The organism is Sulfurivermis sp., from assembly GCF_059410345.1.
The window spans coordinates 43,873-63,844 of sequence record NZ_JBLJDO010000015.1; the positions used below are offsets into that span (position 1 = coordinate 43,873).

A 19,972-nucleotide genomic window follows, 5' to 3' on the forward strand; every position below is an offset into this window, starting at 1 on the left:
GGCGTATACTCCCGTCATATTCGCACCGAGCGTTTTCCCTGCCGCTCCGGCCCCTCCTCCATCAAGCGCACCGACGCACCAGGAACCTCATGACCACTGAACATTTCATCGCCGGCAAAGACGCCTCGCTGGAGGCCTCCATCAACGCCATGCAGGCGCGGCTGGCCGCCCTCGGTTTTGCGCTGGAGGAGCGCTCCTGGCTGAATCCGGTGGAGGGCATCTGGTCGGTGCATGTGCGCGAGGTGGAGTGCCCGCTGCTGTTCACCAACGGCAAGGGCGCTACCAAGCTGGCGGCGCTGGCCAGCGCGCTGGGCGAGTTCTTCGAGCGCCTGGGCAGCAATTACTTCTGGAACCATTACTACCTGGGTGAGGCGAACGCCAATGCCGCCTTTACCCATTATCCGCAGGAGCGCTGGTTTGCGCTGCCCAAGGGCGGGGCCTGGCCGGCGGACCTGCTGACGCCGGAGCTGCGCGCGTTCTACGACCCGGAGCAGACGCTGGAGCTGCGCAGCCTGATCGACTTCAACAGCGGCAACGCGGCGCGCGGGATCTGTGCGATTCCCTATGTGCGCCAGCGCGACGGCGTCACGGTGTGGTTCCCGGTCAACATCATCAGCAATCTGTACGTCAGCAATGGCATGTCGGCGGGCAATACGCCTACCGAGGCGCGCACCCAGGCGCTGTCGGAGATCTTCGAGCGCCATGTGAAGTTCCGCATCATCGCCGACGGGCTGTGCCTGCCCGATGTGCCGGGGGCGGTGATCGCCCGCTATCCGCGCATCGCCGCCGGCGTCGCGGCATTGCGTGCGGCGGGTTTCGGCATCCTGGTGAAGGATGCCTCGCTGGGCGGCCGGTATCCGGTGATGTGCGTGACCCTGCTCAATCCGGGCGACCAGGGCTGTTATGCCAGCTTCGGCGCCCATCCGTGTTTCGAGGTGGCACTGGAGCGCGCGCTGACCGAGTTGCTGCAGGGCCGCGCGCTGGAGGCGCTGGGCGGTTTCCCGCCGCCGTCGCACGACCTCGACGAGGTGGCCAGCCCGCAGAATCTGGAGGCCCATTTCGTCGATTCCAGCGGCCTGATCGGCTGGGGCTTTCTCGGCAACGAACCGGAGCACGAATTCAGCGACTGGGACTACAGCGGCAGCACGGCGCAGGAATATGACTGGCTAGTACAGCGCATTCACAGCGAAGGGCACGATGTGTACATCGCCGATTTCACCCATCTTGGCGTCTATGCTTGCCGCATCCTGGTGCCAGGAATGTCGGAGATCTATCCGGTGGATGATCTGGAGTGGGAGAACAACAGTGTCGGCAATCAGGTGCGTGCGGCGCTGCTGCGCCTGCCGGAGCTGGACGATGATGCGTGCGCGGAACTGCTCGATACGCTCGATGATCTCGGTCTCGATGAATTACGCCCCATCGCGCCGCTCATCGGCCTTGCCGCCGATGCGGGCACGCCGTGGGCGCAACTGCGCGTGGGTGAGGTCAAGCTGCTGCTCGGTTTGGCGCTGGGCGATGACGAGGTAATCCGCGAGGGCTGCGACTGGGTGCGCCATTTCGGTCAGGGCAGCGAGGAACGCCGGCGCGTGTATCGTTGCGTCGAGGATCTGCTCAACCTGGACGGTGCCAAAGGCTACGAGACGGCGCTGGCGCAGTTGTACGGCGCCGCTGTCCTGTGCCAGGCGCAGGCGCTGCTGGACGGCAAGGAACGCTTCTTCGGGCTGCCCGCGCCGGGTCTGACGCTGGCAGGCTGCGACATGCATCAACGCCTGCTGGCGGCCTACGCCAAGGTGCATGCGCACTGAGTTGCAGGATGGACATGGCCGCGCCGCATTTTCTCTGTGATGAAATGCTGCAACGGCTGGGGCGCTGGCTGCGCGCCGCCGGTTACGACACGGCGATTGCCTCGGCAGGGGTGGATGATCGGGAGCTGGTACAGCAGGCCGTGGCCGAGGGGCGTTGGCTGCTGACCCGCGATCGGGAGATGGCCGAGCTGCGCAATGGCCATGGACATATTGTGTGGTTGGCAGAGGCGGCGTTGCCGGAGCAGATCGCCGCGCTGACGGCGCACTTTGCCATCGACTGGCAGCTCAGGCCGTTTTCCCGCTGTCTCGACTGCAATACGCCCATCGTGCCGGCCACGCCGACGCAGTATGCGCAACTACCGGAAGGGGCACTGCTGAACTCGCCGCAGGCGTGGTATTGCCCGCAGTGCGACCAACTCTACTGGGAGGGCAGTCATGTGCGGCGCATGCGCCACACGCTGGAGAATTTCTCCCGTGGCGTGTGGCGCATTGCCGTCGATTGAGCGGCTGGCGTGAAGCCAGCCGTGGTTCAGGCGTGGCGGGTTGTCAGCGGGCAGAACAGGTCGTCGGCCGCTTCGTCGCCGAGGCGCTCGTAGATGGCGCTGATGGCCTGATCCTCGGTGGCAAAGATGTTGTCCTGGCCGATGAGTTCATACAGGCCGGTGGCGCGCATCACATCCAACACCTGTTTCTTCAGGCCGGAGAACACCAGTTGCACACCGGAGCTGTGCAGCCGCTCCACCAGGCTGTGCAGCATCTCTTCACCCGAGGCGTCCATTTGGTTGATGGCATCGCCCACCACCAGCAGATACTTGGCGTTGGGTTTGTCCGCTACCATTTCCAGCACCGTGTCCTCGAAGTACGAAACGTTGGCGAAGTACAGCGAGCCGTCGAAGCGCATGGCGATCATGTGCGGGCTGGTGGGCAGATCCGGATTTACCTTGATGTCGCGCAGGGTGCCGTCCTTGTAGCGGCCAAGCTGGGCCACGCGCGGTTTCATGGTGCGGTACAGGTAGAGCACGATGGCCAGCACAGCGCCCACCATGATGCCTTTGTCCAGATGCGGCGCCGCCAGCAGGGTGACCACGAAGGTGGTCAGCGCGACGATGCCGTCGGCGCGACTGGCCTGCCAGGTGTGCTTGAGCGCCTTGGGGGTGATCAGGCCGGTGACCGCCAGCAGGATGATTACCGCCAGCACCGCCTTGGGCAGGTGATACAGATAGGGCGTAAGCAGCAACAGGGTGACGGCCACGAACAGGCCGTTGAATACCATGGCAAAGCCGGTCTTGGCGCCTGCCTGCAGGTTGATGGCAGAGCCGGTGAAAGAGCCGCAGGCGGGGTAGGCCTGGAAGAAGGCACCACCGAGGTTGGCCATGCCCTGACCGACCAGTTCCTGATTGGGATCGATCTTTTGCTTGGACTTGGTGGCCATCGCCTTGGCCATGGAAATGGATTCCATGAAGGCCACCAGCGCAATGATCAGTGCGGCGGTCATCAGCGACATCATCGCATCCAGGGTCAGCGTGGGCAGGCGGAACGAGGGCAGGCCAGCAGGGATGTTGCCGACCACGTCGCCGCCGCCGACCAGGCGTACTGCATTGCTCTCGACCTTCTTGATGTGCCACAGGCGGCCATCGGTCTCGACGCCGGCCGGAACCGCGCCCTGTACGTACAAGGTGGCTGCCTGATCTTCGGGCGCCTGAGCGCGCTCGAATTGCAGCAGACGGATCTGGTGCAGGCGGCTCTTGTTGGCCGCCTCCAGGCTGGCCATATCCAGCTTGTCCACCTCGATCTGGTGGCGCAGGTTTACCGCCTCGCGCAGATTGCCATCCTTTTCCAGGGCCCGCAGCCGCCCCGCGCTGGCGGTGATGCTGGACATCAGCTCATTGATGCGTACGCTGGATTCGGCATAGCCCATCACCAGCTCACGGGCGGCATCATCGGCAATGTGCTCGGGGCTGGCACTGGTCTTGTGCTCGTAGCCGATGACCACGCTGACGACAATGGTGATCACCACAGCGATCAGCACGCTGGGCTTGGGCGCATATTTCTTCAGCACCAGCATCAGCACCAGGGCAAACACCGACATGGCCAGGGTGGGCAGATGGGTCAGCGGCAGATAGCTGAACATCTCCCAGATGTCGACCAGGAAGGAATCGCTGCGTCCCTTGGGTATGCCGAGCAGCATATCGAGCTGGGACAGGGCGATGATGATCGCCGCGGCATTCATGAAGCCGAGGATCACAGGGTGTGATACGAAGTTGACGATGGTGCCCAGCTTGAGTGTGCCGAGGCCGAACTGAATCACGCCGACCATCAGGGTGAGTAGCAGCACCAGGCCGATGAACTCTTCGGTCATCGGCACCGCCAGCGGCGCCACGGCGGCAGCGGTCATCAGTGAGATGATGGCCACCGGGCCGGTGGCGAGCTGCCGCGATGAGCCCCATAGGGCGCCAAGAATTGCGGGAATGAAAGCGGTGTACAGGCCGAAATACACCGGCAGGCCGGCCAGCTGGGCATAGGCCATGGCCTTGGGGACCAGCACCAGGGCGCCGGTGATGCCGGCGATCAGATCGCCGCGCAGGATGATCGAATTGATGGGAAACCAGGCCAGAAACGGAAAAAACCGTAGCATTAGTTTGTTGGTGAACATGTGATACGCCTTCAGTCGAGTTATCCGTCAGCAAAGACGGTGTAGTTGTAATAGGTACTGCCCTGCCTCCGGGGTGCTCCACTTCCAAACCGGAGTTGCTGCTCTTTGGTATCTATGCCGTGCTCATGGCTGACCCTCGATACGTTTGATCTTGCGCCATAGCGAGACACGGTCGATGCCCAGGATCTCCGCGGCCTGGCTGCGGTTGCCGCCGGTATGCTCCAGCACCTGGCGGATATAGTCGGCCTCGAACTCATCCAGGGTCGGCAGTTTGCTACCGGGAGTCTGCAGAATGCGTATCTTCAGTTCGCGCAGCGCCTCGGGCAGATGCGCCACTTCGATGAGTTCGCCCCGTGCCAGAGCCACGCCGCGTTCGACCACATTGGCCAGTTCGCGCACGTTGCCCGGCCAGTCGTAATTGCTCAACAGCTGCATGGCGTCGGGCGCGATGTCGATCACCTCGCGCCCCATGGCCAGGGCATGCTTGCGCAGGAAGTAGTAGGCCAGCAGCGGAATGTCGTCGCGCCGCTCACGCAATGGTGGCAGCAGCAGATGGACCACATTGAGGCGGAACCACAGATCGGAACGGAAGCGACCGTTATCCACCGCCTCCGGCAGATCGACATTGGTGGCGGCGATGATGCGCACGTCAACCTTGACCGGTTCGGTGCCGCCGACGCGGAACAGTTCGCGTTCCTGCAACACGCGCAGCAGTTTCACCTGCATGGGCAGACTCATCTCGCCGATTTCGTCGAGGAACAGCGTGCCCTGGTTGGCGACTTCGAACAGACCATGCTTGACGCGGTCGGCGCCGGTGAAGGCGCCCTTTTCGTGGCCGAACAGTTCATTGGCCAGAAGTTCGTCCTGGAAGGCGCCACAGTTGATGGCGACAAAGGGGCCGCTGGCGCGGCTGCTGTGCAGGTGCAGGTAGCGCGCCAGCAATTCCTTGCCGGTGCCGGATTCGCCACTGATCACCACGTTGCAATCGGTGGGCGCCACTTGCCGCGCCGCATCGAGCAGGCGCAGCATGTTCATGTCCTGGGTGATGAAATTGACCTGTCCCTGCAGGCCCTCGATGTGGCGGCGCAGTTCGCGGTTTTCCTGCTTGAGTGTGGTCACCTCGACGGCGGCGCGCACCACCTGGCGCACCTCGTCGAGGCGGAAGGGTTTGGCGATGTAATGGAAGGCGCCCTGTTTCATGGCGTCGATGGCCGACTCCAGCGAGGCATAGCCGGTGATGACGATCACCTCGCAGTCGGGCAGCAACTCGCGGGCGCGGCGCAGGATCGTCATGCCGTCCACCTTCTCCATGCGCAGATCGGTGAGCACCACATCGAAGTGCCCCTGCTCCAGTTCCTTCAGGCCGCCGGGGCCGCTCTGGCGCGTGGTGATGTCATAGCCTTCCTTTTGCAGGATGTGCGCCAGATTGCGCAGGGCAATGGCCTCGTCGTCGATGAGCAGCAGGCGCGCGTTCATGCGGCGGCCTCCGCGGCGGGCAGCCACAGGCTGAAGCGGGCGCCGCCCTGCGCCAGACTCTCGGCGGCGACGCAGCCGTCATGCTCGGAGATGATCTCCTCGACGATGTACAGACCGAGACCGACGCCGTGGCCTGGCTCACGGGTGGTAAAGAACGGATCGAAGACGTGCGGCAGCGTCGCGGCAGGGATGCCGGGGCCGTCGTCGCTGACTGTGATCACCACGCCAGCGCGCTCCTCCGTGTGCGCCGCGCCGATGACGTGGGCTGACGCGGGCGGCGGCCAGTTGTCTGCCGTCGCCCGGCTGGCACTGAGGTGAATGTGCTGCGCGCCGGCATCGGCGGCATTCTTGATCAGGTTGATGAACACCTGTTGCAGGCGCTGCGCGTCGGCCAGCACGGACAACCCGGCTGGCACCTCGGCGTGCAATTCCACGTCGCGCAGCGAGCGGCGCAACAGCACCAGGTTCTGTGCCACCACCGACTTCAGCTCCACAGCGGCGGTGTTGCAGGTGCCGCGCCGCGCGTAGTCGAGCAGGCTGCGTACGATCAGTTGCGCACGGCGGGTCTCGCCATCGATCTGTTCCAGCCACTGGCGCAGGGTGGCGGGGTCGGTGCTGTCGAGCTCTTCCAGCAGGATCTGGCAGGAGGACGAGATATTGCCCAGCGGGTTGTTGAGCTCGTGGGCGACGCCGGAGGCGAGCACACCGATGGAGGCCAGCTTCTCCGCGTGCAGCACCTGACGGCGGCGCGCCTCAAGCTCGTCGAGCATGCGGTTCAGCGCGGCGGTGAGAGAGACGATCTCGCGGTCGTCCGACACCTGGGGGAAGTGGGCGAAGTCGCCGGCGGCGATGGGCTTGAGCTGTGCCTCAAGCTGGCGCAGTGGCCGCACCGTGACGCGCGACAGCACCTGGCCGCCGACGATGCCGAGCAGGATCACCACGCCGACGCCGAGAAACAGCAGACGCTGGGAATGCTGTACGGTGGCGGCCAGGGCGGTGCGCTCATGGGCGGCCAGATAATCGGCGGCGGTGCTGATCTCATGGCCGACGTTGCGGATCTTCTGTGCCAGGGCCGCCGCGGGGGCTTGCTGTTGCTCCGTCAACAGGCTGCGGTACCGTTCCAGCGCCTGACTCAGGGCGGTGGTATCCAGTTCCGGGGCGACGACGGCAAAGGCCTCGCGCCACTCCCCCAGACGCGCGCCCGTTTCCGCGGCTAGTTGCAGCGCCTGCTCCAGCTCTTCCGCGCCGCCATAGAGAAAATGGTTCTTTTCGTGGCGGCGCATCTCCAGCGCGCTTTCCTGAAACGCAGAAACGGCGATGCCTTCCTCGATGCGTTGTTCCAGCCAGCGCAGATCGGCCCAGGCGAGCAGGGCGAACGCGGCCACCCCCCCCGCCAACAGGGAGTAGCCGAAGATGATCTTGCGCCGGATGCTGCTCATGAGTGTTACAGAAAGCAATACAGGTGTTGCAATTCTAAACACCCAAACAATCCCTTACAACTCAATTAGTTGGCGTATCCCATTGAGGATATGTTGCATTATGTAACGCAGGCTGTGCTGATGGTTTTAATAAAACCAATAAGATCAATATGTTGTGTGCAGTGCAGGGCCTGGCACGCCCCCTGCTATGGGTTCGACGTGATCCATTTTTCCAACGTCGAGGCCGTCATGAAACGACTCACCGAAAAGCTCAAGACCACCCTGGCTGATTTGGCGCGAGACCATGCGGGCGAAATGCTGTCCACTGGCCGCAAGGCGCGCCTGCTGTCCGGCGTGGGCGAGGTGCCCCCCGCCAATCCGCGTGCGCAACGGCGCGAGGTGGTGCTGTCCGTGGGCAGCGTGCTGTCGCCGCGCGTGATGCGCTACGCCATCGGCGTGTGCCGGCAGAACGATGCCGATCTGTATGTTCTGGCGCGTGATGCAGCGAGCGTCGGCCACATGCTGGCGCCGTCCCGTGATGACCGCCTCGCTGCCGGAGTGGAATGCCGGGTTGAGGAGGTAAGCGGCAGCGGTGCCGTGCCCCGCTTCTTCCAGCGCCATCCGCGGGTGCTGTGCGCCGTCGTCACTGGCGGTGACGACCCCGTCAGCGACACCTACCACGGCAGACGCCGGCCGCCGGTGCCCCTGGTCGTCGTCGAAGACGAGACCGCGGCACCCGCCACCACCGGCCAGCGCATTGCGCTGGCCGACTGATTAAACACACAAAACTATTACTACCAGCACTCTCGGGAGACACCATGTCAGAAAGAAAGAAAACTGCAATTGCCACTGCCGTGTTTGGCATCGGCAGCCTGCTGCTTTATATGTTGCTGTTTGCCTATGCCGATCAGTTGGTGGCCTGGGCGACGGAGACGCGTCAGGGAAACAAGCTGTTGTTCCTGATCCCCATCGTCATCGCCTTCCTGTTTTCCTGGGTCCATGGCAGCTTCACCGGCCACTTCTGGGAATTGCTCGGCGTGCGCGCGGCCGGCAAGCACAAGTAAGCGGAGAGACGAAAAATGATGGACTCAATTTCCTTCATCGAACTGACCGTCGCCAGCGCCACCGCGCTATTCATCGTCGGTTTCGTCGGTGGCATGGTGTCCGGTTTCATCGGCTCCGGCGGTGCCTTCGTGATGACCCCGGCGATGATGACCCTGGGCGTGCCCGGTATCGTCGCGGTGGCCTCCAACATCTGCCACAAGTTTCCCAAGGCGCTGGTCGGCGCCATGAAGCGCAACAAATACGGTCAGGTGGACGTGAAGCTCGGCATCATCATGGGCATCTTCGCCGAGTTGGGCATGCTGGCGGGCAAGAACGTGATGACCGGCATCAAGAACACCTACGGTGATATGGGCACCAGCCTGTATGTGTCGGTGGTGTTTGTGGTGGTGCTGGCTATCGTCGGCGGCTTTGTGCTGCGCGATGCCTGGCGCATGCATAAGGCGGAGATAAGCGGCCAAAGTGATGGCACACACAAGGCGACCAAACTGGCGCGCTGGGTGCAGTCGCTGCACATCCCCGGCACCATGATGCACTTCAACAGCATCAATGCCCGTGTGTCGCTGCTGATCGTCGCACCGCTGGGCTTTGCCACCGGCGCGTTGGCCTCGACCATCGCCGTTGGCGGCTTCATTGGTGTGCCGGCGATGATGTATATCCTCGGTGCACCGGCGCTGATGGCTTCGGCCACCGAACTGGTGATCGCCTTTGTCATGGGCCTGGGCGGCTCCATTTTGTATGCGCTCGATGGTGTGGTGGATATCCGCCTTGCCATGATCATCCTGGCCGGTTCGCTGTTTGGTATCCAGATCGGCGCCATTGGTACCACCTACGTCAAGGATGCCGTGGTGAAGCTGGTGATGGGCCTGATCATGGTGATCGTGCTGTTCTCGCGCTTCTTCTATGTGCCGGGCTATCTGTCCCGCCTGGAACTGATCGATCCCCTCCCCGAGGCCACCATCACCACTCTCAAGATGTTCGGTGATGCGACCCTGGTACTGGCCCTGGCTACCGGCGGCTTGACCATCGTGGTGGCGCTGATCAAGGGCATGGTCGCCCATCGTCGGGAACAATTGACATGAGTGCCGTGCCGCCGCGGCAGGCCCTGGTCGCCAGTGATGCGTCGCCCTATACCGAGAGCGCCGTGCGGGTCGCCATCGACATGGCAAAGCAGTACGGTGTCAAACTGACGGCCATGGCGATGGTGTTGTTTGCCGACGACCTGGAGGCGGTGGGTACCGGTGCCTTGCTGGAGGATCAGGATCAGGCCATGCAGGAACACCTGGATGCCATCGCCCAGCAGGCACATGGCGCCGGTGTTCCCTGCGAGACCTTGTTGTGCCACGGCGAGCAACCCCATACCGAAATCGCGGCGGCGGCGGAAGAGACGCACGCGGACCTGATCGTGATGGGGCGGCGCGGCAAGCGCGGGCTGGCGCAACTGATGGTGGGTGATGCCACCGCCAAGGTCATCGGCCTGGCGGCGGCCAATGTGCTGGTGGTGCCGCGCGGCAGCACGTTGTGGCGCAAGCGCATCCTGCTGGCCACCGACGGCACCGAATACAGTGTTGCCGCCGTCGGTACTGCGATCAATCTGGCGCAAGCCTGGCACCTGCCGCTGACGGTGGTGCATGCGGTGGCGGTAGGGCAGGACACTGCCGCCGCCCAGGAAGTGGTGGACGCCATCTGTCGCCGCACTGCGGTGCTGGAGATCGAGTGTGAGGCACGGCTCGAGATCGGCCGTGCCGATGAGGTGATCGCCAGGGTGGCGCAGGCGTGTGGCGTCGACCTGATCGTGGTCGGCAGTCATGGCCGCAGCGGCCTCATGAGCGTGATTCATGGCAGCGTATCGGCCCAGGTGATCGGCGCCGCGACCTGCCCGGTATGGGTGGCGCGCAGCGCCTGAAGAATTTTTTTCCGGTGCAAGCCGGGGAAAAATGTGCGATGTACCCAGCATCGCGCGGCCGGTCCGTAAGGTCCGGCCTATGCGTACGCAACGCAGTCGATTGGCCGCCCCTCGGGGCGGCATTTTTTTTGCGCGGGAGTGGTGCGTGTACGGGAGAGTGGCCGCAGCAGTGCGGCACTGCAGTGTCAGCCGAGGAGCAGGAACTCGAGTAGTGCCTTCTGCGCATGCAGGCGGTTCTCCGCCTGATCCCATACCTGGCTGTGGGGACCGTCGATGACCGAGGCCGCCACTTCCTCGCCGCGGTGGGCGGGCAGGCAGTGCAGGAACAGGGCATCGGCGTTGGCGGCGCTCATGATGGCGTCGTTGACCTGATAGGAGGCGAAGTCGCGCAGGCGTTGCTGCTGCTCGTCTTCCATACCCATGCTGGCCCACACGTCGGTGGTGACCAGATCGGCGCCGCTGGCAGCCTGCAGCGGGTCATTGAACAGCCGCACGCTGTCACCGGCGGCGGCGAGGATTTTTGCATCCGGTTCGTAACCCGGCGGGGTGGCGATGTGCAGGCGGTAGCCGAACTGGCGCGCGCCTTCGATGTAGGAGTTGCACATGTTGTTGCCGTCGCCGATCCAGGCCACGGTCTTGCCCTCGATGTCGCCGCGATGTTCCAGAAAGGTCTGCATGTCGGCCAGCATCTGGCAGGGATGGAAGGCGTCGGTGAGGCCGTTGATCACCGGTACGCGTGAATGGGCGGCGAAGCGCTCGATCTGTTCGTGGGCGTAGGTGCGGATCATCACCACGTCGACCATGCGCGACAGCACGCGCGCGGTGTCTTCGATGGGTTCGCCGCGGCCGAGCTGGGTGTCGCGCGGCGACAGGAAGATGGCATGGCCGCCGAACTGCACCATCGCCACTTCAAAGGAGACGCGGGTACGGGTCGAGGACTTCTCGAACACCATGCCCATCACCTTGCCCTTGAGGGGCTGGTACAGTGTGCCGGTCTGCTGCATGGCCTTCAGTTCGCCGGCGCGGCGCAGCAGCTGTTTCAGCTCGGCCTTGCTGGCGTCCTGCAGGGTGAGAAAGTGTCGTACAGCCACGGCGTCATCTCTCTCAGGCGGCGTTTTCCTGCAGGAACGCCTGAATCAGACTGCTCACCTGCTGCACGATATGGGCGGCCTCGGCGTCGCTCAGGATCAGCGGCGGCAACAGACGCACCACACGCTCGGCGGTGACGTTGATGAGCAGGCCCTGCTCCAGCGCACGCTTCACCAGGTCGCCGCAAGGACGATCCAGCTCGATGCCGATCATCAGGCCCTTGCCGCGCACATCGACCACGTGCGGGTTGCCGTTCAGCGCCTCGGCCAGGCCGAGCAACATACGCGTGCCGAGATTCTCGGCGCGGGTGGGAAGGTCGTTTTGCTCCAGCACGTCGAGCACGGCAAGACCGGCGGCGCAGGCCAGCGGATTGCCGCCGAAGGTGGAACCGTGATTGCCCGGTTTGAATAGTTCGGCGGCGGCGCCACGCGCCAGGCAGGCACCGATGGGCACACCGTTGCCCAGGCCCTTGGCCAGGGTCATTACATCGGGCATGGCACCTTCATGCTGGAAGGCGAACATCTCGCCGGTGCGGCCCATGCCAGTCTGGATCTCGTCGAGCATCATCAGCCAGCCATGCTGGTCGCACAGTTCGCGGATGTCGCGCAGATAGCCTTCCGTCGGTACCTGTACGCCGCCTTCCCCCTGCACGGGTTCGACCAGGATGGCGGCCACGCCGACGCTGTTCTTGGCGACGGTGCGGATGGCCTCGATGTCGTTATAGGGCACGCGCACGAAACCGGTGACCAGCGGCTCGAAGCCGGCCTGCACCTTGCGGTTGCCGGTGGCGGAAAGGGTGGCGAGGGTGCGGCCGTGGAAGCTGCCCTCGGCGACGATGATCAACGGGGTGTCGATACCTTTTTTGTGGCCGTGCAGGCGCGCCAGCTTGATGGCGGCCTCATTGGCCTCGGCACCGGAATTGGAGAAGAAGACACGATCCATGCCCGCGGCGCGCACCAGACGTTCGCCCAGCGCCTGCTGGTTGGCGATGCCGTACAGGTTGGAGGTGTGGACCAGGGTCTGCGCCTGGCGACACAGCGCCTCGGCGACCTTGGGGTGGGCATGGCCCAGTCCACACACCGCCACACCGGCGACGGAGTCGAGGTATTTCTTGCCATTGTTGTCCCACAGCCAGGCGCCTTCACCCTTTTCGAAGGTGACCGGCAGACGGGCGTAGGTGGTCATCAATGCGTCGGACATGATGTGTTACCTGAAAAATTTTCAACCCGGAAAAACAAAAAAGGCAGCCTCCACGGAGACCGCCAGTCGTCCACTGGGAACCGATTCTACTGACTCTGCGGGGTGGGTGCAAATCCCCCGGGAGTGGTGCGGAATTGCGTTTTGTGGGGACGGGGACGGCATCTGCCGTCCCCGTGGCGGACAGATACTTAGGCGAAGTTCTTCGCCACGAAATCCCAGTTCACCAGGTTCCAGAAGTTCTCCACATACTTCGGGCGGGCGTTACGGGTGTCGATGTAATAGGCATGTTCCCACACATCGCAGGTCAGCAGCGGCTTCTTGTCCATGGTCAGCGGGCAGCCGGCATTGGAGGTGTTGACGATCTCGATGGAGCCGTCCTTGTTCTTCACCAGCCAGGTCCAGCCGGAGCCGAAATTGGTGACGCAGGCGTTGGTGAACTTCTCCTTGAAGGTGGCGAAGGAGCCGAAGGTCTTGGTGATGGCGTCGGCCAGGGCGCCCTTGGGCTCGCCGCCGGCATTGGGGGCCATGCAGTTCCAGTAGAAGGTGTGGTTCCACACCTGGGCCGCGTTGTTGAATACGCCGCCGGCCGGGGCCTTCTTGACGATGTCTTCCAGGGACAGATTCTCGAACTCGGTGCCCGGGATCAGGTTGTTCAGGTTGGTGACATAGGCCTGGTGGTGCTTGCCGTGGTGGTATTCCAGGGTCTCGGCGGAGATGTACGGCTCCAGGGCGTTCTTGGCGTAGGGCAGTGCCGGCAGTTCGTGCTTCATGGATGTGCTCCTTTAGTTTCGAGTTTGAGTCCTGACCAACATAGTGGAGGTGTTGCCGGGCGCCCGGCCGGGGGCTGGCGGGCGCCCAAAAAGAAAGACCGCCTGCGCGGTCAATAACCTATATATTTGGTAAAGATTACCGATTTTCAAGGGTTTTGTACACCCTGGCGCCGGATGAGGCGGAGGACCAGCAGCAGCGTGAGTATAGCCGCGTAGATGAGCGGTTCGCGCAGATCGGCCTTCACCATCAGGGTGAAATGCACCACGGCGAGGATGGCGGCGGGATAGATCAGGCGGTGCAGGCGTTTCCAGTGACGGCCCAGGCGGCGCTGGGAGCCCCGGTTGGAGGTGAGGGCCAGGGCCAGCAGCAGCAGCCAGGCCAGCATGCCGGTGGTGATGAAGGGCCGCTCGACGATGTCCTCCCAGATGGCGGCCCAGTCCAAGAATTGATCCAGCACCGCATAGGCCAGCAGGTGCAGCGCCGCATAGAAAAAGGAGAACAGGCCGAGCAGGCGCCGCAGCCGCACCGGCCAGCTCCAGCCGGTGAGCAGACGCAGCGGTGTGGCGGCGAGGGTGAGCAGCAGCAGGCGCAGCGCCCAGTCACCGAGAAAACGCATCACCGCCTCGATGGGATTGGCGCCCAGCGTCCCGAGCAGGGCCTGGGCCGACAGCCAACCCAGCGGGGTGAGACAGAGCAGAAAGACGGCGCGCTTGAGCCGGCGCTCGTTCAATACCATTTAGTCAGGTCCATGCCGCTGTAGAGCTGCGCCACCCGCTCGGCGTAGCCGTTGAAGGGCAGGGTCTCGCGCTTGCGCAGTTCGCCCAGGCGGCGTTCGCGCTTCTGGCTCCAGCGCGGATGATCCACCGCCGGATTGACGTTGGCATAGAAGCCGTATTCCTGCGGTGCCGATTTGTTCCAGGCCGTGGGCGGCATCTGTTCGGTGAGCCGGATGCGCACGATGGACTTGATGCTCTTGAAGCCGTATTTCCACGGCACCACCAGGCGCAGCGGTGCGCCGTTCTGATTGGGCAGCACCTCGCCATACAGGCCGACGGCGAGAATAGTGAGCGGGTGCATCGCCTCATCCATGCGCAGACCTTCCACGTAGGGCCAGTCCAGCACGGCACGGCGCTGGCCGGGCAGATTCTCTGGATCGTGCAGCGTGGTGAAGGCGACGTACTTGGCGCGTGAGGTGGGTTGGAAACGCTTGATCAGATCGCCCAGCGGAAAGCCCACCCAGGGGATCACCATCGACCAGGCCTCGACGCAGCGCAGGCGGTAGATGCGTTCCTCCAGCGCGTGGGGCTTGAGCAGGTCCTCCAGATTGTAGGTGCCAGGCCGTTCCACCTCGCCGTCGACGGTGACGGACCAGGGCTCGGTTTTGAGCCGGGCGGCGTTGCGCGCCGGGTCGTCCTTGCCGGTGCCGAGTTCGTAGAAATTGTTGTAGGTGGTGATGTCCTTGTAGCTGTTGAGCAGCTCGTCGGTGCTGAGCGGGCTGCGTGGCAGCGGACCGTAGCGGCGCGGCACACTGGCCTGTACCGCGTCGGGCAGCAGCAGTGCGCCGCCGGCGGCGAGGGCGGTACCGAGAAACTGGCGTCGTGCGCGATAGACGGATTCGGGCGTGATCTCGGAAGGGCGGATGTCGCGGGGGCGCAGCAGGCGCATGTTCATTACCTTGAAAATGATGAGTGCGGAAAGATAAACATAGCAGTATGGAGTCGTACTGACGCCGCAGGTTCAGTGCGGTGCGCTGCATGGCGGATTGCCTTACTATGTGTGCGCCTATCCCATGAATATGTGAATTCCCTGCCATGAACCCTGAACTGCAGCAGCGCCTGCGCAATACCTTTCCCGATCTGCTGGTTGAAGATACGGCCTTGCTGGAACGCTTTCTGCGTGAGACGGCAGTGCGCACCTTGCCGCCGGGGCAGGTGGTCTGTCAGCAGGGCGACAGTTGCGGCCATCTGCCACTGCTGCTGTCCGGTCGGGCACGGGTGTTCAAGAGCGCGGAGTCGGGGCGCGAGATCACCCTGTACCGCATCGAGGCCGGTGACAGTTGTGTGCTCACCGCCTCCTGCATCATGAGCGACATCCCCTTCCCTGCCCTGGCAGTGTCCGAGACCGAGGTGGAGGCTGTGTTGGTTACGGCCAGCAGTGTGCGCGCCTGGATGGGCGAGTCGGCGGCGTGGCGCCGCTATCTGTTCGGCCTGGTGGCGCGGCGCCTGGCCGATGTCATCACGGTGGTGGAAGAGGTGGCGTTCCGGCGCATGGATGCGCGGGTAGCGGCGTGGCTGCTGGAGCATGGCGTCGACGGTGTGGTGCATACCACCCATCAGGAGCTGGCGGTGGACCTGGGCAGTTCGCGCGAGGTGGTGAGCCGTATCCTGCGCGACCTGGAAAACGAGGGGATGATCCAGCGCCAGCGTGGCGAGATCATGCTGTTGGAATGTGGGCGCCTGGAGCGTCTGGCCGTTGCGTGACATAGTCACAGACAGGCAGGAGTCTCTTGTCTATCCTTGCCGGCAGTACTCAAACACCGTGCAAGGAGACTCACATGAAGGCAAACGTCGGTACCGTAGACAAGGTCGTTCGCATCATCGCCGGTCTGGCCATCATCGGCTGGGGTGTCGCCGCCGGCAACTGGCTGGGCGCCATCGGCATCATTCCCCTGGCCACTGCGCTGCTGGGCTTCTGTCCGGCCTACAGCCTGATCGGCGTCAACACCTGCGGCACGAAGAAGTAAGTAGCTCGCCGTCCCTGTCGAAAGGCCGCCCGCGCAAGCCGGCGGCCTTCTTATTTTTCCCGCCGCCCTTCGTGTAAACTCCGACGGGTATATTTTGCGTATCGGCCGGTCACGGGAGGGAGACATGGCGGAGCATAGGCAACATGTACAATTCGGCGGACGCCTGCTGTTGCTCGGTTTCGGCGCCATCGGGCGCGGGGTGTTGCCGCTGCTGTTGCGGCACCTCGGCCTGCGTCCCGCACAGATCACCATCTTGCGCGCCCATGATCTCGGCGATGAGGTGGCACGCTCCTATGGCGTGACGCAGCACGTCGAACCGCTGCGGCACGACAATTACTGCACCATCCTCGAACGTCACGTTGGTCCGGGTGACTTCGTCCTCAATCTTTCCGTCAATGTCTCCAGTCTGGCGCTGATCGACTACTGCCAGCAGCACGGCATCCTGTATCTGGACGCCTGCATCGAGCCGTGGGAAGGCGGCCACTTCGATATCAGTCTGACGCCGGCCCAGCGCTCCAACTACGCCTTCCGCGAGGCGGCGCTGGCGTTGCGTGAGCGCTACGGCACCGGTCCCACGGCGGTGATCAATCACGGCGTGAATCCGGGGCTGGTGTCGCACTTCCTCAAGCAGGCGCTGCTCAATCTGGCCACGGACAGCGGCATGGCCGCCATACCGGCGACGCGTGGGGAGTGGGCGCGGCTGGCCTGTGCGCTGGGGGTCAAGACCATACATATCGCCGAACGTGACAGCCAGTACGGCAAGCAGCAGAAGCGGCGCGGCGAGTTCGTCAACACCTGGTCCAGTGAGGCCTTCGTCGATGAGTCGTGCCAGCCGGCGGAGCTGGGCTGGGGGACACACGAACGGTACTGGCCCGCCGCAGGACAGCGTTACGGCTTCGGCCGTGACTGCGCCATCTATCTCGACCGTCCCGGCGCCTCGGTACGGGTACGCAGCTGGACACCCATTGAAGGCAGCTATCACGGCTTCCTCATCTCCCACGGTGAATCCATTTCCATAGCCGACTATCTGTCGCTGCATGAGGATGGCAAGGTAACCTATCGCCCCACCGTGCACTACGCCTATCATCCCTGCGACGATGCGGTGCAGTCGTTGCACGAACTGGCCGGTAAGAACTGGCACATGCAGCCGCAGCAACGTCTGCTGATGGAGGATATCGTCGAAGGCATCGATGAACTGGGCGTGCTGTTGATGGGGCCGCAGCGTGGCGCCTATTGGTACGGCTCGCAACTCTCCACCGCCGAGGCACGCACCTTGGTGCCCTACAACAGCGCTACTACCTTGCAGGTGACCGCCGGCGTGCTGGCGGGCGTGGTGTGGGCGATGCGCCATCCCGCCCGGGGTATCACCGAGCCGGACGAGATGGACTACGCCGAGGTGCTGGAAGTGGCGCGGCCCTATCTGGGGCCGATGGTCGGAGTCTATACCCAGTGGACGCCGTTGGAGGATCGCGGTCGCTTGTTCAAAGAAGAGGTGGATCGCGCCGATCCCTGGCAGTTCTGCAACTTTCTGGTGACCTGATCAAGTGTTGCCGAGGGGGATCAGTTCGTCGGCCTCGGCAATCTTGATGCAATTGCGCCCGCCGGCCTTGGCGCGATACAGCGCCTGATCGGCTCCGGCAATCAGGCGCTGGCTGAACTCACCCCGGCCCGGTGTCAGGGTGCAGATGCCGATGCTCATGGTAATCGCGTCACCGATGGCAGAGGCCTCATGGGGGATGGCCATGGTGGCGATGATTTGCTGCAACTTCTCGGCCACGGCGTGCGCGCCGGCCGCATCGGTTTCCGGCAAGAGGATTACGAATTCTTCACCACCGTAACGTGCCACCACGTCGGTGGGGCGATGGACGGCCAGGCTGAGTGCGCTGGCGATACTCTTCAAACAGTCATCGCCGGCCTGGTGACCGTAATAGTCGTTGTATTGCTTGAAGTAGTCGATGTCGATGAGCAGGGCCGAGAGGGGCGTGTCCTGGCGCATGGCGCGCAGCCACTCCCGTTCCAGTGCCTGGGCGAAGGTGCGCCGGTTGGCAATGTTGGTCAGGCCGTCCAGCGCAGAGAGCCGGTGCAACTCCTGGATGATTTCACGCACCCGGGCTGCCATGGCGTTGAAGGCGGTGGCGACGATGTGTACTTCCTTGATGCCGTGTTGCGTCACCAGCAGGTCATGCTCATCGCGCACGGCATTTTCCATCTGCCCGATCATCTGGTGTACGGGCTGGAACAAATGACGATTCAGCAACCAGAACGCAAAGGTAAGAGCCAGCAGCGTCAGGATGAAGAAGGTGAGGGTGGTGACCAGTAGGGTACGGCGCATGTCCTGATAGAGCAGGTCGATGTCGGTGTATGCGGCCAGGTGCAGCACGGTGTTGTCGTCTATACCGCGCAGCGCGTACTCCATGGCGGCATAACGCGGATCATGTTCATTGATTTCCGCCGGGTGGAGCAGCTCCTCGCCACGCGGGCCATGTATGCCGAAGGGCATGTTGATCATTGCGCCCACCTTGCGCAGATTGAACAAGGGGTCGATCACCACTTCCAGATACCCCTCGGCGCGCAGACCGCCCACCGGCAACAGGACGGAATACTGCGGGCCGTGCGGCGCCGGCCACAGTCCGCTGATGGCCTTGAGACGGTCCACTCCCTGGCGCTCCGCCGCCTGTCGGATGAATGCAACGGGCAGCAGTGGTAGATCATCCTTGCCCCCGGTCGCCAGCAGCCTGAGCTCCAGGTCGTAGGCGCGCAGGGCCACCAGGTCGAGATAGCCGGCTTCGGGATAGCCCTTGCTGAAGGGCTCCTTTAATTGCTCGCGCAGGGCAGGCGTGTCGTGCAGGTTCAGGCGGCGCTGCAGCGAGCCACCGAGGGTGATGGCGTGGCCCCGTGCCTGGCGCAGCACCTCCTGGGTCGCCACCTCGATGACGCGGGACATGCTCTGGGTGCGATAGTCGAGGGCGGCACGGCGGAACTGGTACTGCGAGACCGCGGTGTGCACCACGGCGATCAGCACTACCGCCAGCAGCAGGCCGGAGATCAGGGCGCGCAGTGAAATCCGCTCCATGGCGCGGGGTCCGTTCAACGCGCTATGGGCAGTTCCTTGTGCAGCCATTCCTGCCAGCCACCACGGAACCAGTAGATGTTGCGATAGCCCCAGGTGCCGGCCTTGGTGGCGGCGTTGCTGCTGCGCAGGCAGCGCTCGCCGTTGCAGTAGAACAGCAGTGGCGTGCTGCGGTCGGGGGCGAGGCGCGAAAGGGCAGCCTCGGTCATATCGGTGTCGAGCAGGTTGATGGCACCGGGAATGTGGCCCTTGGCATGCTCCTCAGCAAGACGGGTGTCGAGGATGATCAGGTTGGGTGTGCTCTGGATGAGCAGCACGGTCCGCTCGGCGTCCAACACATTGACGCCGGGCAACTCCAGCGGTGCCAGTGGTTTGTCGGCCCAGGCCGGCAGTGCCAGGCTGAACAGCAGCAGGCATGCGAGATATCGCATCGTGACCTCCCCCTATGGATGTTGTTTTATGTACGCCAAGACGTGGGGAACTACGCCGGTTCCTTACGTGTAACGGTACTCCCCGCCAGGAGGGGCGGCAACCTATCGCTTTGCTCGGGAATAGGTGGGGCTAGCCGCGGTGCGGGACATTTTTGCGCGGGCGCAAAAAAAGCGGGGCATCACTGCCCCGCTTTGGATGTTGCACGGCTCGCCGGTGTGGACTTAACCGATGGCGGTCTCGGCCGCATCCTTCTCGCCCTTGTTGTCGACCCAGGAGAGTGCGACCTTGTCGCCGGCCTTGGCGCCGGAGAACTCGATGGAGAGATAGGGGTTGGCGGAGATGGCGGC

20 protein-coding genes are annotated in these 19,972 nt (G+C 63.6%); 9 read left to right on the top strand and 11 right to left on the bottom strand.

Annotated elements, in window-relative coordinates:
* The first annotated feature begins 89 nt into the window (after positions 1 to 89).
* Both ycaO and ACMV8A_RS11755 read left to right on the top strand, forming a co-directional pair.
* On the top strand, positions 90 to 1,805 hold the full coding sequence (gene ycaO, locus ACMV8A_RS11750) for a 30S ribosomal protein S12 methylthiotransferase accessory factor YcaO (RefSeq protein WP_495325992.1): 1,716 nt from the start codon (positions 90 to 92) through the stop codon (positions 1,803 to 1,805).
* Between the two features lie 14 nt (positions 1,806 to 1,819).
* Positions 1,820 to 2,308 carry a DUF5615 family PIN-like protein gene (locus ACMV8A_RS11755; RefSeq protein WP_495325993.1) on the top strand — a complete coding sequence of 163 codons (489 nt, stop codon included), beginning with the start codon at positions 1,820 to 1,822 and terminating at the stop codon, positions 2,306 to 2,308.
* A gap of 26 nt (positions 2,309 to 2,334) precedes the next feature.
* Here ACMV8A_RS11755 and ACMV8A_RS11760 read toward each other — a convergent pair whose 3' ends face one another.
* The 3 genes from ACMV8A_RS11760 to ACMV8A_RS11770 form a co-directional block, all read right to left on the bottom strand.
* A complete protein-coding gene (locus ACMV8A_RS11760; RefSeq protein ID WP_495325994.1) occupies positions 2,335 to 4,458 on the bottom strand; it encodes a SulP family inorganic anion transporter in 2,124 nt (707 codons plus the stop codon).
* Positions 4,459 to 4,581: 123 nt separating this feature from the next.
* Complete coding sequence (locus ACMV8A_RS11765) at positions 4,582 to 5,934, bottom strand: sigma-54-dependent transcriptional regulator (protein ID WP_495325995.1); 1,353 nt, start codon at positions 5,932 to 5,934, stop codon at positions 4,582 to 4,584.
* Complete coding sequence (locus ACMV8A_RS11770) at positions 5,931 to 7,373, bottom strand: sensor histidine kinase (protein WP_495325996.1); 1,443 nt, start codon at positions 7,371 to 7,373, stop codon at positions 5,931 to 5,933. The genes ACMV8A_RS11765 and ACMV8A_RS11770 overlap by 4 nt, the downstream gene beginning before the upstream one ends.
* Before the next feature lie 228 nt (positions 7,374 to 7,601).
* On the opposite strand from ACMV8A_RS11770, the gene ACMV8A_RS11775 reads away from it, so the two are divergent.
* Genes ACMV8A_RS11775 through ACMV8A_RS11790 form a run of 4 tightly spaced genes read left to right on the top strand, consistent with a single transcriptional unit; the run spans position 7,602 to position 10,320 of the window.
* Positions 7,602 to 8,126: a hypothetical protein gene (locus ACMV8A_RS11775; protein WP_495325998.1), complete on the top strand. Its 525-nt coding sequence runs from the start codon at positions 7,602 to 7,604 to the stop codon at positions 8,124 to 8,126.
* Positions 8,127 to 8,170: 44 nt separating this feature from the next.
* Entirely contained in the window at positions 8,171 to 8,416 is a 246-nt protein-coding gene (locus ACMV8A_RS11780; protein WP_495326000.1) for a hypothetical protein, read from the top strand.
* A gap of 18 nt (positions 8,417 to 8,434) precedes the next feature.
* On the top strand, positions 8,435 to 9,496 hold the full coding sequence (locus ACMV8A_RS11785; protein WP_495326017.1) for a sulfite exporter TauE/SafE family protein: 1,062 nt from the start codon (positions 8,435 to 8,437) through the stop codon (positions 9,494 to 9,496).
* On the top strand, positions 9,493 to 10,320 hold the full coding sequence (locus ACMV8A_RS11790; RefSeq protein WP_495326001.1) for a universal stress protein: 828 nt from the start codon (positions 9,493 to 9,495) through the stop codon (positions 10,318 to 10,320). The genes ACMV8A_RS11785 and ACMV8A_RS11790 overlap by 4 nt, the downstream gene beginning before the upstream one ends.
* Before the next feature lie 185 nt (positions 10,321 to 10,505).
* Here ACMV8A_RS11790 and argF read toward each other — a convergent pair whose 3' ends face one another.
* From argF to msrP, 5 genes are all read right to left on the bottom strand, one after another.
* Positions 10,506 to 11,411 carry an ornithine carbamoyltransferase gene (gene argF / locus ACMV8A_RS11795; protein ID WP_495326002.1) on the bottom strand — a complete coding sequence of 302 codons (906 nt, stop codon included), beginning with the start codon at positions 11,409 to 11,411 and terminating at the stop codon, positions 10,506 to 10,508.
* Between the two features lie 13 nt (positions 11,412 to 11,424).
* Positions 11,425 to 12,609 carry an acetylornithine transaminase gene (locus ACMV8A_RS11800; RefSeq protein WP_495326003.1) on the bottom strand — a complete coding sequence of 395 codons (1,185 nt, stop codon included), beginning with the start codon at positions 12,607 to 12,609 and terminating at the stop codon, positions 11,425 to 11,427.
* A gap of 188 nt (positions 12,610 to 12,797) precedes the next feature.
* Positions 12,798 to 13,379, bottom strand: coding sequence for a superoxide dismutase [Fe] (gene sodB, locus ACMV8A_RS11805; protein WP_495326004.1), 582 nt, complete (start codon positions 13,377 to 13,379; stop codon positions 12,798 to 12,800).
* A gap of 146 nt (positions 13,380 to 13,525) precedes the next feature.
* On the bottom strand, positions 13,526 to 14,116 hold the full coding sequence (gene msrQ, locus ACMV8A_RS11810) for a protein-methionine-sulfoxide reductase heme-binding subunit MsrQ (RefSeq protein ID WP_495326005.1): 591 nt from the start codon (positions 14,114 to 14,116) through the stop codon (positions 13,526 to 13,528).
* A complete protein-coding gene (gene msrP / locus ACMV8A_RS11815) occupies positions 14,107 to 15,051 on the bottom strand; it encodes a protein-methionine-sulfoxide reductase catalytic subunit MsrP (RefSeq protein WP_495326007.1) in 945 nt (314 codons plus the stop codon). Before msrP ends, msrQ begins: the two co-directional genes overlap by 10 nt.
* 140 nt (positions 15,052 to 15,191) lie before the next feature.
* On the opposite strand from msrP, the gene ACMV8A_RS11820 reads away from it, so the two are divergent.
* The 3 genes from ACMV8A_RS11820 to ACMV8A_RS11830 all read left to right on the top strand — a co-directional run bounded on the left by ACMV8A_RS11820 (position 15,192) and on the right by ACMV8A_RS11830 (position 17,663).
* Complete coding sequence (locus ACMV8A_RS11820; RefSeq protein ID WP_495326009.1) at positions 15,192 to 15,860, top strand: Crp/Fnr family transcriptional regulator; 669 nt, start codon at positions 15,192 to 15,194, stop codon at positions 15,858 to 15,860.
* 74 nt (positions 15,861 to 15,934) lie between these two features.
* Positions 15,935 to 16,123 carry a YgaP family membrane protein gene (locus ACMV8A_RS11825; protein ID WP_495326010.1) on the top strand — a complete coding sequence of 63 codons (189 nt, stop codon included), beginning with the start codon at positions 15,935 to 15,937 and terminating at the stop codon, positions 16,121 to 16,123.
* Positions 16,124 to 16,247: 124 nt separating this feature from the next.
* Positions 16,248 to 17,663 (top strand): homospermidine synthase, encoded by a 1,416-nt coding sequence (locus ACMV8A_RS11830; protein ID WP_495326011.1) that lies wholly within the window; start codon positions 16,248 to 16,250, stop codon positions 17,661 to 17,663.
* Here ACMV8A_RS11830 and ACMV8A_RS11835 read toward each other — a convergent pair whose 3' ends face one another.
* The 3 genes from ACMV8A_RS11835 to ACMV8A_RS11845 all read right to left on the bottom strand — a co-directional run bounded on the left by ACMV8A_RS11835 (position 17,664) and on the right by ACMV8A_RS11845 (position 19,966).
* A complete protein-coding gene (locus tag ACMV8A_RS11835) occupies positions 17,664 to 19,196 on the bottom strand; it encodes a GGDEF domain-containing protein (protein ID WP_495326012.1) in 1,533 nt (510 codons plus the stop codon).
* Positions 19,197 to 19,210: 14 nt separating this feature from the next.
* Complete coding sequence (locus ACMV8A_RS11840) at positions 19,211 to 19,624, bottom strand: rhodanese-like domain-containing protein (protein WP_495326014.1); 414 nt, start codon at positions 19,622 to 19,624, stop codon at positions 19,211 to 19,213.
* Positions 19,625 to 19,846: 222 nt separating this feature from the next.
* Positions 19,847 to 19,966, bottom strand: coding sequence for a thiosulfate oxidation carrier complex protein SoxZ (locus tag ACMV8A_RS11845; RefSeq protein WP_495326018.1), 120 nt, complete (start codon positions 19,964 to 19,966; stop codon positions 19,847 to 19,849).
* Positions 19,967 to 19,972 lie beyond the last annotated feature (6 nt).

Excerpts from the sequence above, each read along its gene's own strand:
- ycaO (WP_495325992.1), top strand. The coding sequence starts at position 90 with ATGACCACTGAACATTTCATCGCCGGCAAAGACGCCTCGCTGGAGGCC.
- ACMV8A_RS11755 (WP_495325993.1), top strand. The coding sequence starts at position 1,820 with ATGGCCGCGCCGCATTTTCTCTGTGATGAAATGCTGCAACGGCTGGGG.
- ACMV8A_RS11760 (WP_495325994.1), bottom strand. The coding sequence starts at position 4,458 with ATGTTCACCAACAAACTAATGCTACGGTTTTTTCCGTTTCTGGCCTGG.
- ACMV8A_RS11765 (WP_495325995.1), bottom strand. The coding sequence starts at position 5,934 with ATGAACGCGCGCCTGCTGCTCATCGACGACGAGGCCATTGCCCTGCGC.
- ACMV8A_RS11770 (WP_495325996.1), bottom strand. The coding sequence starts at position 7,373 with ATGAGCAGCATCCGGCGCAAGATCATCTTCGGCTACTCCCTGTTGGCG.
- ACMV8A_RS11775 (WP_495325998.1), top strand. The coding sequence starts at position 7,602 with ATGAAACGACTCACCGAAAAGCTCAAGACCACCCTGGCTGATTTGGCG.
- ACMV8A_RS11780 (WP_495326000.1), top strand. The coding sequence starts at position 8,171 with ATGTCAGAAAGAAAGAAAACTGCAATTGCCACTGCCGTGTTTGGCATC.
- ACMV8A_RS11785 (WP_495326017.1), top strand. The coding sequence starts at position 8,435 with ATGGACTCAATTTCCTTCATCGAACTGACCGTCGCCAGCGCCACCGCG.
- ACMV8A_RS11790 (WP_495326001.1), top strand. The coding sequence starts at position 9,493 with ATGAGTGCCGTGCCGCCGCGGCAGGCCCTGGTCGCCAGTGATGCGTCG.
- ACMV8A_RS11800 (WP_495326003.1), bottom strand. The coding sequence starts at position 12,609 with ATGTCCGACGCATTGATGACCACCTACGCCCGTCTGCCGGTCACCTTC.
- sodB (WP_495326004.1), bottom strand. The coding sequence starts at position 13,379 with ATGAAGCACGAACTGCCGGCACTGCCCTACGCCAAGAACGCCCTGGAG.
- msrQ (WP_495326005.1), bottom strand. The coding sequence starts at position 14,116 with ATGGTATTGAACGAGCGCCGGCTCAAGCGCGCCGTCTTTCTGCTCTGT.
- msrP (WP_495326007.1), bottom strand. The coding sequence starts at position 15,051 with ATGAACATGCGCCTGCTGCGCCCCCGCGACATCCGCCCTTCCGAGATC.
- ACMV8A_RS11820 (WP_495326009.1), top strand. The coding sequence starts at position 15,192 with ATGAACCCTGAACTGCAGCAGCGCCTGCGCAATACCTTTCCCGATCTG.
- ACMV8A_RS11825 (WP_495326010.1), top strand. The coding sequence starts at position 15,935 with ATGAAGGCAAACGTCGGTACCGTAGACAAGGTCGTTCGCATCATCGCC.
- ACMV8A_RS11830 (WP_495326011.1), top strand. The coding sequence starts at position 16,248 with ATGGCGGAGCATAGGCAACATGTACAATTCGGCGGACGCCTGCTGTTG.
- ACMV8A_RS11835 (WP_495326012.1), bottom strand. The coding sequence starts at position 19,196 with ATGGAGCGGATTTCACTGCGCGCCCTGATCTCCGGCCTGCTGCTGGCG.
- ACMV8A_RS11840 (WP_495326014.1), bottom strand. The coding sequence starts at position 19,624 with ATGCGATATCTCGCATGCCTGCTGCTGTTCAGCCTGGCACTGCCGGCC.